Origin of the sequence: Halomicrococcus gelatinilyticus (genome assembly GCA_024227995.1) — an archaeon.
Lineage (GTDB): Archaea > Halobacteriota > Halobacteria > Halobacteriales > Haladaptataceae > Halomicrococcus > Halomicrococcus gelatinilyticus.
Window position 1 is genome coordinate 527640 of the sequence record CP100465.1, and the last position, 13392, is coordinate 541031.

The following is a 13392-nucleotide window of genomic DNA, read 5'->3' on the forward strand; positions in this document are numbered from 1 at the left end:
GAAGGCCTAATCGCCTCTCGCCGTAACGTCGAGGTATGCGAACCCTCCGGGACGAGTCGGGCCGGACGTACCTGCTTCTCAAGCGGTCCGACGAGTCGAGTCTCGTCCGCGACCCGCGAACCGGCGAGGAACGATACCTCGACAACGACCGTCTCGAACCAGCCGAGGGAACGTCCCCCCTGGAGACCGAGGCACTCGCCGTCCCCCCGGCGGTGCGACGGCTGCTGACTGCCTCGCGCGACGAGCGGTCGCTTGGCCTGTTGCTCCTCCTCGACGACCGCGGGCCGCTCCCGGTCCGTACCTTGCTCGACGCGGGCGACTACTGCGAGAGCGACCTCCACGGCCTGCTCGCGGAGTTCCGCGCGGCCGGCCTGGTCGAGGAGCGCCAGGTCGCCGGCGAACGCGGCTACGGCACGACCGAGGACGCGACCGCGGCGCTCGCCACGCTCACCGGTGGGGACTGAATCCCGCCCCTTTTCCGATGCACCCCTGAAGTGACGTCCATGCTGGAGCGAACGCGGTCGAGCCTCCACGCGGCGCTTCTCGTCGCGGTTCTCGGAGCCGCCGCGTGGCTCGCCGGACGCCCACTCCTGTTCCCCAGCCTCGGCCCGTCGGCGTTCGTCCTCGCCACCCGGCCCGACGGCGAGGAGAGCGACCCGGAGCGGGTCGTCCTCTCGCACGTCCTCGGCGTCGTCGCCGGCCTGTTCGCCTACCACCTGCTCGCACACGGCCACGTCGTGACGGAGGCGGTCCGACCCCTGTCTCCCCAGGGGTTCTGGCTCGCGGCGAGCAGCGTCGCCGCGATCGCGCTGACGGTCGAGGGCATGGAGTTCTTCGACGCCCGCCATCCGCCGGCCTGCGCGACCACGCTCATCGTCTCGCTCGGCCTGCTCTCCTCGGTCGTCGAGGGCCTGTTCGTCGTGGTCGCAGTCGTCGGGCTCGTCGCGGTCCAGGCCGTCGTCACTGCGTCGCCCGGACGGACGGGCGAGAAGGTAGTCGACCGGACGCGGTGAGGCGTCGACGACGGCAGTCGTGTCGAGACGGCTCAGTCGTCGGCACCGAGCTCGGCCTCGAGCGTCGCCATCTCGCTCTCGCGTTCGACGTGCGACCGGTTCGTGGTGGCGTCCTTCTCCACGCGGACCAGGTCGTCGGCCGCCCCGACCAGTTCCTCGTCGTGGCTCACGACGATTATCTGTTCGACGCCGAGCTCGCGCATCGACTCGACCAGTTCGACCAGCTGGGAGACGTGGCCCGAGTCGAGGAACACCGTCGGCTCGTCGAGGATGAGCGGTGGCATCGGCGCCGTCCCCTCGATGCCCTCCGAGAGCAGGCGGTAGATGGCACAGCGCAGGCTGAGGTTGAACAGCGCGCGCTCGCCGCCGGACAGCTGTTCGGGGTCCAGCGGTTCGCCGTCCTTCTGGTAGACGGTGAGCCGGTACTCGCCGTCGAGTGCGATCTTCGAGTAGGAGTCGTTCTTGTAGACGAGGTCGAACACCTCGTTGAGCATCCGTTCCAGGCTCTCGACGTTCTGCTGGCGGAGCTGCGCCCGGAGGTCGCCGTACATCGCTTCGAGGTCGGCCGCCTCCTCGCGCAGCGATTCGAGCGCCTCGACGCGCTCGCGCACCTCGTCGCGGCGCTCGCGTAGCTCCTCCAGCTCCTCTATCTCGCCGCGGACGTTGCCGATGCGGCCCTGGAGGTCGTCGCGCTGCTCCCGCAGCTCCTCCAGCGTCTCGGTGACCTGTTCGATGTACTCTTCGGCCCGTTCGCGGTCCTCGCGGGCCTGTTCGACGCGGTCCTCGTCGTAGGCGTCGCGCAGCTCGGACCGACGGTCGCGCTTCTCCGCCAGGCGCTCCCGGCGTTCGTCGTTGACGGCCTCGAGGTGGTCGCGCTTCTCGGCCAGGCGCTCGCGCTCGTCTTCGGCCTCCGCCACCGACTCCCGGAGCGAGTCGACGCGCTCGACCCGCTCGCGCATCTCCTCGATGGTCTCCCGTTCGGCCTCGAGCTCCTCGACGGTCTCCCGGTGGTCGTCGGCCTCGGCCTCCTTCTCCGCGGCCACCTCGCGCTTCTCGGCCGCCTCCTCGGCGAGGTCGGCGGCTTCCTCGCGGAGCGTCGCCGCCTGCTCGCGCTTCTCCTCGATGGCGGTCTCGCGGTCCTCGACCAGCTGCTCGACGTTCTCGCGGTTGCTCCGCAGGTCCGCGACGCGACTCTCGGCCTCGACGAGCGCCTCCGCCGCCTCGACGTCGTCGACCACCGACTCGCGTTCCTCGCGGAGCTCCTCGAGACGCGTCTCGAGTTCGGCGACGCGTTCGCGGTCCTCCGACAGCGAGTCGACGTGCGGCGACGCCTCGACCGGCTGACCGCACTCCGGACACTTGCCGGCGTCGAGCAGTTCCTCGGCTTCGGCGACGCGCTCGCGGGCAGACTGCAGGTCGGCCCTGACCTCGGTGAGCTGCTCGCGGAGCTCCTCGCGCTCCGTTTCGAGCGATTCGAGGTGGGCCTCGGCCTCGCCGAACGTCACGGGGGCGTCCTCGAACGTCGCCCGACAGGACTCGATCTCCGCGTCGAGGTCGTCGAGCTTCTCTCGGCGCTCGGCGAGGTCGTCCTCGTCCTCCTCGGCCTCGGCTTCGAGTTCGGCGGCGCGCTCGCGCTTGTCCTCGACGCGAGTCTCGAGGTCGTCGGCGCGGTCGGTGAGGTTCGTCGCCTGGTTGTCGAACATCTTCGCGTTCGTCCGCGCCTCCTCCAGGCGCTCGTCGACGTCGGCGCGCTCCTCGTCGAGGTCGTCCAGTCGCGCCTCGATGGCGTCCTCGCCCGCTGCGTCGAGGTCGGTGTCGGCGAGCAACTGGTCGAGTCGCTCGCGGCGCTGTTCGACCGTGTCGCGGAGTTCGACCATCCGCTCGCGCAGGTCGTCGCGTTCCCTCTCGGCGTCCGCTATCGTCGACTGCAGCTCCTCGACGTCCTCGGCGAGTTCGGCCAGCTCCTCCCGCTTCTCCTCGTAGCTCTCCAGCACCGACGCCGCCTCGTCGCGGGTCTCGCGGGCGTTTTCCTTCTGTTCCGCGTACCGCTCTATCTTCTCCGTGAGCTCGTTGCGCCTCGATTCGAGGTCGTTGAGCAGGCCGTGGAGCTCCTTCGCCTCCTTCGTCTCGATCTGGGATTCGAGCTCCGCCAGGCTACCTCGGCGGTCGTCGAGGACGCTCTTGACGCCGAGGCGGGCGTCGCTCGCGCGTTCGCGGTACTCCTCCAGTTTGCCGAGCTGGAGGAGGTCGTCGATCATGTCCTGGCGCTGGGACGGCGTCGCGTTGATGAGTTTGTTCACCTCGCCCTGGCGGACGTACGCGCAGTTGACGAACGCCTCCGCGTCCATCCGGAACAGGTCGACGACGTGCTCGCGCACGCCCTGCGCGCCGTCGACGCTCCCGTCGGGCGTCTCGAGGACGCACTTCGCGGTCCGGGCGCGTTCCCCCGTCGCCCGGATGCGGCGGTGGACGTGGTAGTCGCCGCCTTCGTGTGTGAACCAGAGCTCGACCTCGGCGTCCTCGGCACCGATCGTCACCACGTCGTCAAGCGTCCGGTCGAGGGCGTTCGCGCCGTACAGCGCGAAGAAACAGGCCTCCAGCAGCGACGACTTCCCGCTACCGTTGAGGCCGTGGATGACCGTCACGCCCCGGTCGAGCTGGAGGTCGGCGTCGGCGTAGCACTTGAAGTTCGAGAGGCGGACGCGGTCGAACTTCACAGGAAGTCCTCCATGGAGACCTGGTCGTCGGGCTCGTTCGCGTCACCGGACTCCCCCGGGTCCGGGGCCGTGGCCGTCTCGGGCGGGTCGTCGGGACTCGCCGGTTCGTCCGCGTCGGCCGCGGTCGCCGGTTCTGTCGGTGCGGCCGGCTCCGGCGATTCGTCGCTCCCCTCCATCCCGGCGTCGTCGTCGGTCACCTCGTCGTCCGGGGACGCGTCCGGACTGGCGACTTCGTCCTCCGACCCCTCGGACGTCCCGACGTCGGCAGCGTCGTCCTCCGGCGCGGGTTCGAACGCGTCGACGCCCTCCTCGACCAGTTCCGCCACGCGGTCCTCGACGGCGCTGCGGACGTTCGAGTCGGCGAGCTTGCTCGCGCGGACCGTCTCGTCGAGTTCGCGGGCGGCGTCGCTCAGCCCCATCTCGCGGACCCGTTCGCGGACGGCGTCGTCCGGATCTGCGAAGGAGACGCCGCGCTCCTCGTCCTCCGGCGTCACGTCGCGGCGGTCGTTCACCCGGGCGACGAGCGCGCCCTGTTCGAGTGCGAACTCCTCGACGCGGGCGGGCGTCACCTCGCCGCCCTCGCCCTCGATGGTGACGAGCGCGACGGCGTCCTCCAGCGCGTGCTCGCGGATCGTCTCCCGGACGCGGTCGATGCCCTCGTCCTCGCCGAGGTCGACCGTGACGAACGCGAAGTCGCGGGTCGGGATGCCGCGTCGCGTGATGGACACGCCGTCGTCGAACCGGACGATGTTGTAGCCGCGGTCCTCGCGCTCGTCCGCGCTCGCGCGCTCGGTCGACCCGCAGTAGGTGACCCAGGCGTCGGCGACGCGCTTCTTGCCCGGCCTGTGGTTGTCGCCCAGCAGCATCGCGTCGAACTCCACCGTCGCTTCGGTCAGCACCGCCTCGGCGTCCCAGTTGCCGAACTCGAAGGGCTGGAAGAGGCCGTGAGCGACGAGCGTCGCGTACTCGGCGTCGTGGTCGGCGAACTCGTACTCCAGGTCGTCGCGTTTCGACAGCGGGACGTGGTCGAGGCCGTAGAACGCCGCGTCGTCGACGACGACGGGCTCGTCGCCGAGTCGGGTCGCCAGCCCCAGCGTCTCCAGCAGGTCGAGCCACTGGTCGCCGCGCGTGCTTTCGTGGTTGCCGACGACGGCGAGGAATGGCACGTCCGCGCGGTCGAGCTTCCGCAGGACGCCGATGGTGCCGTGCAGGTCGGCGAGGTCGGGCCGGCGGTCGTGGAACAGGTCGCCGGCGTGGACGACGGCGTCGACGTCCTCCTCGACGGCGTCGTCGACCACCCGCTCGAAGGCCGCGAGGAAGTCGTCGCGTCGCTCGGGCGAGTGGTACTGCCGATACCCGACGTGGGTGTCGCCCGTGTGGATCACCCGTGTCATTGATTCGTGAGATGGCCTCACCGCTCTTAAATCATTTCAGTGACGGGGTCGTTGTTCGATACATGACACTCTGGACCGACCGCGTCGGACCGCGGACGCTCGACCGACTCGCCGGCGAGGTCGCCCCGGTCGACGCACCGGGAGTCGGAGCCGCGGCCGCGACCGGCGCGGGGACGTCGAAGGCGACCGACGAACGGACGTCGCTGACCGTCGAGGCGCCGTTCACGGGCGAGGAAATCGGCGCCGTCCCCGCCTGCGACCCGGCGGACGTCGAGGACGCGGTGCGGCGGGCGCGCGACGCACAGCACGAGTGGGCGTCGCTGCCGCTCGACCGTCGGACCGACGTCCTCTCGCGGTTCCACGACCTCGTCCTCGACGAGCGCGAGGAACTGCTCGACCTCGTCGCCATCGAGAGCGGGAAGGTCCGCCGCGACGCCTTCGAGGAGATACTCGACGTCGCGACCAACGCCCGCTACTACGGGAGTCGCGCGAAAGAGTTCCTCGCCTCGCGGCGACGGGACGGTGCCATGCCGCTGCTCACGCACACCGTAGAGCACCGGCGGCCCGTCGGCGTGGTGGGCGTCATCGCGCCGTGGAACTACCCCCTCACGCTGGCCGTCTCGGACGCGATTCCGGCCCTCGTCGCAGGGAACGCGGTCGTCCTGAAGCCCGCCGAGGAGACGCCGTTCACCGCACTGCGTGTCGCCGAACTCCTGCGCGAGGCCGGCCTCCCCGACGACGTCTTCCAGGTCGTGCCGGGGCGAGGCAGCGAGGTGGGGCCGGCGCTGATCGACCGCGTCGACCACGTCTCGTTCACCGGCAGCACCGAGACGGGCCGCTCGGTCGCGCGCCGGGCCGGCGAGAACCTCGTGGACTGCTCGCTGGAACTCGGCGGCAAGAACCCGATGGTCGTGCTCGCCGACGCCGACCTCGACGACGCCGTCGAGGGCGCGGTCCACGGTGCCTTCACGAACGCCGGGCAACTCTGCATCTCCTTCGAGCGCCTGTACGTCGAGGACGGAATCTACGACGCGTTCCTCGACCGGTTCGCCGAGCGGACGCGGTCGCTTCGCCTCGACGCCGCGCTCGACTACGACGTCGAGGTGGGGTCGCTCGCGTCCGCCGACCAGCTGGAGAAGGTGCAGGCCCACCTCGCCGACGCCGTCGAGAAGGGCGCGACGGTCGTCGCCGGCGGCGAGGCCAGGCCGGACGTCGGCCCCTACTTCTTCGAACCGACGATACTGACCGGCGTGGCCCCCGAGATGGACCTGGCGAGCGAGGAGACGTTCGGCCCGGTGGTCGCCGTCCACCGCGTCGCCGACGCCGAGGAAGCCGTCGAGCGCGCGAACGACTCCGACTACGGCCTGAACGCCAGCGTCTGGACCGGGGACGGCGAGCGGGGGCGCGAACTCGCGACGCGCATCGACTGTGGCACCGTCGGCGTCAACGACCCCTACCCCGCGACGTGGGCGTCCGTGGACGCGCCGATGGGCGGGATGGGCGACTCGGGGCTCGGCCGTCGCCACGGCCGCCAGGGCCTGCTGAAGTACACCGAGTCCCAGACGGTCGCCGAGCAGCGCGGCCCACCCATCGCCGTCCCGCGTGGCGTTCCCGGGAAGTGGTACGCGCGTGCGATGACGGCAATGATGCGGGTCTTCAAGCGCGTCGCGGAGGTGCGGTGAGCGATGGCGGTCTTCTTCACCGGCTTCCCGGGGTTCCTCGGCTCCGCGGTGGTCGAACGCCTCGTCGGCCGCGGCGAGGAGGTGACCTGCCTCGTCCAGTCGAAGTACCGCCGCAAAGCGGAGGCGCGCGCCGACCGCATCGACGGCCCGGGGAGCGTCGAACTGGTCGAGGGCGACGTCACCGAGGACGACCTCGGACTCGGTGTGGCCTACGAGCGACTGCAGGCGGAGACGGACGAGCTGTTCCACCTCGCGGCCGTCTACGACCTGGCCGTCGACCGAGAGGTCGGCATGGCCGTCAACGTCGAGGGGACGCGCAACGTCCTCGACTTCGCCGAGGGCTGCGACCTCGACCGGTTCCACTACGTCAGCACCTGCTACGTGAGCGGCCGGTACGAGGGTCGGTTCGGCGCGGACGACCTCGTCGAGGGCCAGCGGTTCAACAACCACTACGAGACGACGAAGCACCTCGCGGAGGTCGCCGTCCAGGACCGGATGGACGCGGGGTTGCCGGCGACCGTCTACCGGCCGGCCATCGTCGTCGGCGACAGCGACACCGGTGCGACCCAGAAGTACGACGGGCCGTACTACCTGCTCCGGTGGCTGCTCCGCCAGCCGTCCGTGGCGACCGTGAACACTGTCGCCGGCGCTGGCGACTGCGGGATCAACGTCGTCCCGCGGGACTTCGTCGTCGACGCCATCGAGGCACTGAGCGAGCGCGAGGAGGCGGTCGGCGAGGTGTACCAGCTCTGCGACCCGGACCCGCTGACCGTCTCGGAGATGGTCGACGTGCTCGCCGAGGCCACGGACCGCCGGGTCGTCCAGGTGCCGCTGCCGAAGTGTCTCGCGAAGGGCGCGCTCGAACGCCTCCCGGGCGCACAGCGACTGACGGGCATCGAACCCGCGACCATCGATTACTTCGACCATCCGACGCGGTACGACTGCGAGCGGACGCAGGAAGCGCTGGCGGACGCCGACGTCGCGTGCCCGCCGTTCGCGTCGTACGTCGACGCCATGGTCTCGTTCGTGCGCGAACATCCGGAGGTCACTCCCGACGCGATGACGTAGCCGCCTCGCGGAACCGACGGAACGCGGTCAGCGCTCGTTCACCTCGGCGTGCGAGGCCGGGGTCGCGTCGCTCGGCCGCGGCGACCGCCGTCTCCAGGCGGTCGACGCCGACGCGGTCGACGAAGTCGGCGGCGTCTGTCACGTCCCCGGTCGACTTCGCGGCCTCCTCGATGACGGGACGCGCTCGCTGCGGCGCGTCGCGGGCGAGTCTGGCGAGCGCGCGCTTGACTGCCTCGGGTGACACGGGCCTGCCTGGCCCCGGCCCGGTACTTGAACCTTCGGACCGTCGAGGGTCACCGTCTGCAGTTCCAGGGCGTCGGTGACGGATGTGGTCTATCCGCGAATCGACGCGGTCGACCCGTTGCCGCGCTGGACGTCGCCCGCCGACCAGTTACCGGCGGTTGCGTTGCGCACCGTCGCCGTCTGGACGGTGGCGTTGCGGATCTCGACGTCCGGTCTCGGGTCCGTCGAGGCGTTCGCAACCTGCGCGTCGACGACCGGACCTGACGACTGCGACGGCACGCTCGCGTTCCGGACGGTCATGTTCTGCAGGACGAGGCGGTCGAGCGTCGCGCCGTCGACGGTCACGTCGGCGAGGACGTGGCGGTCGACGACGCGGTTCTCAACGCCGGGGTCGAACAGGTCGCCGCCCGGCACGTTCCAGATGGACCGGTTGCGGACGACCAGCGTCGTCGCGGTCACGTTCCGGAGCCGACCGTCGTCGATCTCCAGTTCGTCGATGGTGACGTTGCTGAGGGTGACGTTCCGGCGCATCTGGCCGTCGACGCGGAGGTTGCGGACGACCACCTCGTCGACGGACGCGTTCTCCACCGTCGTGTTGCGGAGCACCCACGTCCGGACGGTCACGTTCTCCAGCGACACCTTGTACTGCAGGCCACGGCGCTCGATTCCGTCGACTACTCGCTGTTGATTCCGTGTGTCGAGTGCGTCGTGCCGTGCGTCGGCCTGCGTCGGCCCGGCTGCAACGGGGGCGGCCCCCGAGAGCAAGACGAGGACCGACAGGGCGACGACGGCGCGTTCTCCAGTCGCGTCGCTCATGTCCGGCGACGTACCACAAGGGGGCGTAAAAACCGAGGCGACCGTTTCGGCGGCTTCACCCGGGTTAGGCCGGTGTTTCCCTACTCGACGCTGATGTGTGCCGCGATGTCGTCACGGACGATGGTGTCGCAGTACTCGCACCGCACGCCGTCGGGCAGCACGGCGAACTTCGAGTCGACGGGTTCGTCCTCGGTCGAGATGCAGTTGCGGTTCGGACAGGAGAGGACGCCGACGACCTCGTCCGGACGCTCCAGTCGGTGCTTCTCGACCACCTCGTAGTCGCGCACGATGTTGATGGTCGCGTCGGGCGCGATCAGCGACAGCACGTCCACCTCGTCCTGGCTCAGTTCGCGGCCCTCGACCTTGACGATGTCTTTCTGCCCCATCCGGTCGCTCGGGACGTTCATGCCGACGCTGACGGCCTCGCCGTCGCTGCCGTCGATGCCGAGGATGGCGAGGACGTTCAGCGCCTGCCCGGCGCGGACGTGGTCGATGACGGTACCGTTGCGGATCTTGCTGACTCGGAGTTCGTGTTCACTCATCGTTCTCGAGGAGCTGGTCGAGCAGGGCCATCCTGACCGGGACGCCGTTGTGGGCCTGTTCGAAGTACTTCGCGTGCTCGGTGTCGTCGACCTCGGGTGCGATCTCGTCCACGCGCGGGAGCGGGTGCATGATGGTCAGGTCGTCCGGCGCGTCCGCGAGCGTCTCCATGTCGATCTGGTACTCGCCCGCGATCTCGAAGTACTCGTTCTCGTCGGGGAACCGCTCGCGCTGGATGCGGGTGACGTACAGCACGTCGAGGCTCTCCAGGATGGCGTGGAGGTCGGTGTGCTCGCGGACGTTCGCGCCCGCCTCGTGGAGGTCGTAGCGGACGCTGCGTGGGAGCTTGAGACTCTCGGGGCTGACGAAGTGCTGGCGAACGTCGAAGTTCGTCAGCGCGTGCGCGAGCGAGTGGACCGTCCGCCCGTACTTCAGGTCGCCCATGATGCCGATGGTGAGGTCGTCCAGACCCGCGTTCTCACGGATCGTGTACAGGTCGAGCAGCGTCTGGGTTGGGTGGTGTCCCGCGCCGTCGCCCGCGTTCAGCAGCGGAACGTCGACGAACTCGCTCACGAGCTGTGCCGACCCCTGGCTGGGGTGGCGCAGGACGAGCGCGTCGGCGTAGCCCTCGATGACCCGCGCGGTGTCGGCGAGGCTCTCGCCCTTCTTCACGCTGGACGACTCGACGGACCCCATGTCGATCACGTCCCCGCCGAGGCGCTTGATGGCCGTCTCGAAGCTCATCTTCGTCCGCGTGCTCGGTTCGTAGAACATCAGGCCGAGCAGCGCGGACGGATGTCGGTCCCCGAACGCCGACGGGTCCGCGTCGAACTCGGCCGCGCGGTCGAGGACTGCCTCGATGTCCTCCCGCGACAGCTGTTTTGTGTCGATGAGATGGTCGTGCCGCATTGATTGATACCGGGACGGCCCGCGCCTTGAATGTCACTGTCCGCGGTCGCGAGGAGGGCCGCCACGGTCGCGAGAAGGGTCGTCGCGTGCGCCGACATCCGACGGCCCCACCGTTACGTCGCTGCTACGCCGGAGACCGGGTCGCTGGAAACGACTGCTTTCCGGGCGTAATCAGGGGCAGAAGCGGCCGGAGCTATCAGCTCTCGTAGGGGTATCGCGACTGGTTGCCGCAATCACAGGTAACGACGACGTGGCCGTCCTGGAGCCTGACGCGCGCGTTCTTTCCGGGGCGGAGGTACGCGTCGCAGGCGTCGCAGCTGAACCGTTCCAGTTTCCGGGGGAGCGAGAGCCGGTTCCGTTCGGCGATGCGGCGCGCTCGGCGGACGTACTCGCGGGCACGGTCGTCGTAACAGTCCGCGGCGGCGTCGCTGGCGAGTGATGCGAGACGCTCGATTCGCTCTTCGGCTATCGTCATCGGGAATGGGGGGGTGGGGGTTTCCGGGGCGAGACAGGACAAGGATAGAAGGTTCCTGTATTGCCCCATGCGGGTCATACTCTCCCGACAACAAATACTTTATGGTCGTTCAACGACCGATTTCCGGCGACGTTCCGGCAGGATTAATGACCGGTCGTCCGATTTCCCGACCTGTGCGCGCGTTCAGCCACTGCGGACCGGCCGCCCGACGCGAACCGGCCGCCCGACCGTCGACGGCCCGGACCGACGCGTCCGGCGGAGGGCAGCGATGAAGGTCAGCCACTACTTCGAGTGGGAGGAGTACATCACGGGCGGCCACGCCCAGTCGGTGACGAACCAGCGGACGATACTCGACCGTGAGGGTATCGACTACACCACGAAACCGACGCTGGACGCCGACGTCCTCCACCTCAACAACATGGGCCCGCGGTCCATCTACTACGCGCGGAAGGCACAGCGCCGCGACGTGCCCGTGGTCGTCCACACCCACCAGACGGCGGAGGACTTCCGGGAGAGCTTCGCGTTCTCGAACGCGCTGTCGCGACCGATGAAGCCGTACCTGAAGTACGCCTACTCGCTGGGCGACCGGCTGGTCTGCCCGTCGGAGCACAACCGCGAGGTCATCGAGGAGTACTCCTCTGCGCCCAAGACCGTCATCAGCAACGGGTTCGACCCCGGCATGCTGGAGGGCCACGAGGACCTGCGCGAGGAGTACCTCGACCGCTACGACCTCGAACCGCCGGTCGTGTTCAACGTCGGGCACGTCATCAAGCGGAAGGGGCTGGCGTCGTTCGTCGAGACCGCCCGCCGGATGCCGGAACTCGACTTCGTCTGGTTCGGCTTCCTCAACCCCACGGGCGGAACCTTCGACCGACTGCTCCGGAGCCGCGAGACCACGGAACTGGTCGAGAACTCGCCGGACAACTGCACCTTCACCGGTTACATCGACGACGTCCGCGGGGCCTACGCCGCCGGCGACGTCTTCTTCTGGCCCAGCAAGAACGAGAACGAGGGCATCGCGCTGCTGGAGGCGATGGGCTGCGGGAAGCCGCTGGTCGTCCGCGACATCGACACCTACCGCTGGCTCGAGGACGGTCGGCACTGCCTGAAGGCCGACGACGACTTCGTCCCGAAGCTGGAGGCGATGAAGGACGAGGACCGCCGGCGCGAACTGGGCCGCAACGCCGAGTGCAAGAGCGAGGAGTTCACCATCGACAGCATCGGCGACCAGCTCGCGGCGCTGTACCGCGACGTGGCGTGAGCGCGGCGTCACCGCGTGCGCAGTGGAACGCACGGACCGTCTCGCCGCCGTGTCGCCGACTCACACCCCGGTCCGACTTCACAAGTCCTTAAGTACCGGTTCACAAAGGAATCAATAATGTGCCGGGTCGCCGCGTTCACCGACAGCTACCTGCCCACCGTCAACGGCGTCACCTACACCATCGAGTCGTGGCGCGAGGGGTGGGAGCGCGACCACGGACGCATGGACGTGGTGTACCCGCGCGCGGACGGTTACCGACCCGACGACGGTGAACGCCCCATCCGGAGTCTCCCGTTCCCGTTCTACGACGGGTACCACATCGGCGTGCCGCGCATCCCGCGCGGCATCGGCGACGTGGACGTCGTACACGCCCACACGCCGTTCGGCATCGGCCTCGGCGGCCTGCGCCTGGCCCGCAGGGAGAACTGCCCGTTCGTCACCTCCTACCACACGCCGACGAGCGAGTACGCCGACTACCTCGTGCCGTACGGTCCAGCGGCGCGCGTCGTCGAGCGCGCGTCCGCGGCGTACGAACGCTGGTTCTTCGACCGCTCTGACGCCGTGCTCGCCCCGAGCGAGGCGACGCGCGAGCACGTGGTAGAGGAGGTGGGCGTCGAGGCGCCGGTCCACGTCGTCCCGAACGGGGTCGACGTCGGCCGGTTCCGCCCCGTCGGCACCGACGCGTTCCTGCGACGGTACGACCTCGACGGCGACCGACCGCTCGTGGGGTACACGGGCCGTCACGGGTTCGAGAAGCGACTCACGGAGCTCGTCGCGGCCGCCGACGGGATGGACGTGACGGTCGTCTTCGGCGGCGACGGCCCGGCGCGAGAGTCCCTGGAGGCGCAGGCGCGCGACAGCGACGCCGACGTCCGGTTCCTCGGATTCCTCGACCGGGAGGAACTGCCCGCGTTCTACTCCGCACTCGACGTCTTCGCGTTCCCGAGTCCGGTCGAGACCCAGGGCCTCGTCGCGCTGGAAGCCAACGCCTGCGGGACGCCCGTCGTGGGCGCGGACGCGGGCGCGCTCTCGAACACCGTCGACGACGGCGAGACGGGCTACCACTTCGAAAGCGGCGACATCGGGGCGTTCCGCGCGGCCATCCGCCGCGCGCTCGACGACCGGGCGCGTCTTCGGTCGGCCTGCCTCGACCGACGCCAGCGGATCAGCGTCGACCACGCCATCGACGAACTGGCGACCATCTACGAGCAGGTTCGCTGAGCGGGGTCGGAGCCCCGCTCCAGCTGAGAACAGGGGCTTGGAATCTGCCGGCG

At 69.5% G+C, this 13392-nt stretch carries 13 protein-coding genes; 6 read left to right on the top strand and 7 right to left on the bottom strand.

Features of this window, described 5'->3' with window-relative positions; all coding sequences use genetic code 11:
* Positions 1 to 35 precede the first annotated feature (35 nt).
* Positions 36 to 464, top strand: a complete 429-nt coding sequence (locus NKT36_RS02850) for a DUF7346 family protein (RefSeq protein ID WP_327052438.1) — start codon at positions 36 to 38, stop codon at positions 462 to 464.
* 39 nt (positions 465 to 503) lie between these two features.
* Positions 504 to 1013 carry an HPP family protein gene (locus tag NKT36_RS02855; protein ID WP_327052439.1) on the top strand — a complete coding sequence of 170 codons (510 nt, stop codon included), beginning with the start codon at positions 504 to 506 and terminating at the stop codon, positions 1011 to 1013.
* Between the two features lie 32 nt (positions 1014 to 1045).
* Here the strand turns inward: NKT36_RS02855 and rad50 are convergent, their stop codons facing one another.
* A complete protein-coding gene (gene rad50, locus NKT36_RS02860) occupies positions 1046 to 3730 on the bottom strand; it encodes a DNA double-strand break repair ATPase Rad50 (RefSeq protein WP_327052440.1) in 2685 nt (894 codons plus the stop codon).
* On the bottom strand, positions 3727 to 5124 hold the full coding sequence (gene mre11 / locus NKT36_RS02865) for a DNA double-strand break repair protein Mre11 (RefSeq protein WP_327052441.1): 1398 nt from the start codon (positions 5122 to 5124) through the stop codon (positions 3727 to 3729). The genes rad50 and mre11 overlap by 4 nt, the downstream gene beginning before the upstream one ends.
* 62 nt (positions 5125 to 5186) lie before the next feature.
* Here mre11 and NKT36_RS02870 point away from each other — a divergent pair, with 62 nt between their 5' ends.
* Complete coding sequence (locus tag NKT36_RS02870) at positions 5187 to 6806, top strand: succinic semialdehyde dehydrogenase (RefSeq protein WP_327052442.1); 1620 nt, start codon at positions 5187 to 5189, stop codon at positions 6804 to 6806.
* Between the two features lie 3 nt (positions 6807 to 6809).
* Positions 6810 to 7874 (top strand): SDR family oxidoreductase, encoded by a 1065-nt coding sequence (locus tag NKT36_RS02875; protein ID WP_327052443.1) that lies wholly within the window; start codon positions 6810 to 6812, stop codon positions 7872 to 7874.
* On the opposite strand, the gene NKT36_RS02880 is transcribed toward NKT36_RS02875, so the two are convergent.
* The 5 genes from NKT36_RS02880 to NKT36_RS02900 form a co-directional block, all read right to left on the bottom strand.
* On the bottom strand, positions 7852 to 8118 hold the full coding sequence (locus tag NKT36_RS02880) for a hypothetical protein (protein WP_327052444.1): 267 nt from the start codon (positions 8116 to 8118) through the stop codon (positions 7852 to 7854). The two genes, NKT36_RS02875 and NKT36_RS02880, sit on opposite strands and share 23 nt — an antisense overlap.
* An 89-nt stretch (positions 8119 to 8207) precedes the next feature.
* Positions 8208 to 8933: a hypothetical protein gene (locus tag NKT36_RS02885; protein WP_327052445.1), complete on the bottom strand. Its 726-nt coding sequence runs from the start codon at positions 8931 to 8933 to the stop codon at positions 8208 to 8210.
* A gap of 80 nt (positions 8934 to 9013) precedes the next feature.
* Positions 9014 to 9475 (bottom strand): aspartate carbamoyltransferase regulatory subunit, encoded by a 462-nt coding sequence (gene pyrI, locus NKT36_RS02890; protein ID WP_327052446.1) that lies wholly within the window; start codon positions 9473 to 9475, stop codon positions 9014 to 9016.
* Positions 9468 to 10382, bottom strand: coding sequence for an aspartate carbamoyltransferase (gene pyrB / locus NKT36_RS02895; RefSeq protein ID WP_327052447.1), 915 nt, complete (start codon positions 10380 to 10382; stop codon positions 9468 to 9470). The genes pyrI and pyrB overlap by 8 nt, the downstream gene beginning before the upstream one ends.
* A gap of 196 nt (positions 10383 to 10578) precedes the next feature.
* The gene (locus tag NKT36_RS02900; RefSeq protein ID WP_327052448.1) at positions 10579 to 10857 is read right to left on the bottom strand and encodes a ribonuclease P protein component 4; all 279 of its coding nucleotides are present in this window, start codon (positions 10855 to 10857) and stop codon (positions 10579 to 10581) included.
* A 268-nt stretch (positions 10858 to 11125) separates the two neighbouring features.
* Here NKT36_RS02900 and NKT36_RS02905 point away from each other — a divergent pair, with 268 nt between their 5' ends.
* Entirely contained in the window at positions 11126 to 12118 is a 993-nt protein-coding gene (locus NKT36_RS02905; protein ID WP_327052449.1) for a glycosyltransferase family 4 protein, read from the top strand.
* A 117-nt stretch (positions 12119 to 12235) separates the two neighbouring features.
* Positions 12236 to 13339 carry a glycosyltransferase gene (locus tag NKT36_RS02910; protein ID WP_327052450.1) on the top strand — a complete coding sequence of 368 codons (1104 nt, stop codon included), beginning with the start codon at positions 12236 to 12238 and terminating at the stop codon, positions 13337 to 13339.
* Positions 13340 to 13392: the final 53 nt, after the last annotated feature.

Bases quoted from the DNA above. Each gene is read 5' to 3' on its own strand.
- NKT36_RS02875 (WP_327052443.1), top strand. From the start codon at position 6,810: ATGGCGGTCTTCTTCACCGGCTTCCCGGGGTTCCTCGGCTCCGCGGTG.
- NKT36_RS02850 (WP_327052438.1), top strand. From the start codon at position 36: ATGCGAACCCTCCGGGACGAGTCGGGCCGGACGTACCTGCTTCTCAAG.
- NKT36_RS02910 (WP_327052450.1), top strand. From the start codon at position 12,236: ATGTGCCGGGTCGCCGCGTTCACCGACAGCTACCTGCCCACCGTCAAC.
- pyrI (WP_327052446.1), bottom strand. From the start codon at position 9,475: ATGAGTGAACACGAACTCCGAGTCAGCAAGATCCGCAACGGTACCGTC.
- NKT36_RS02905 (WP_327052449.1), top strand. From the start codon at position 11,126: ATGAAGGTCAGCCACTACTTCGAGTGGGAGGAGTACATCACGGGCGGC.
- NKT36_RS02900 (WP_327052448.1), bottom strand. From the start codon at position 10,857: ATGACGATAGCCGAAGAGCGAATCGAGCGTCTCGCATCACTCGCCAGC.
- pyrB (WP_327052447.1), bottom strand. From the start codon at position 10,382: ATGCGGCACGACCATCTCATCGACACAAAACAGCTGTCGCGGGAGGAC.
- mre11 (WP_327052441.1), bottom strand. From the start codon at position 5,124: ATGACACGGGTGATCCACACGGGCGACACCCACGTCGGGTATCGGCAG.
- NKT36_RS02870 (WP_327052442.1), top strand. From the start codon at position 5,187: ATGACACTCTGGACCGACCGCGTCGGACCGCGGACGCTCGACCGACTC.
- NKT36_RS02855 (WP_327052439.1), top strand. From the start codon at position 504: ATGCTGGAGCGAACGCGGTCGAGCCTCCACGCGGCGCTTCTCGTCGCG.
- NKT36_RS02885 (WP_327052445.1), bottom strand. From the start codon at position 8,933: ATGAGCGACGCGACTGGAGAACGCGCCGTCGTCGCCCTGTCGGTCCTC.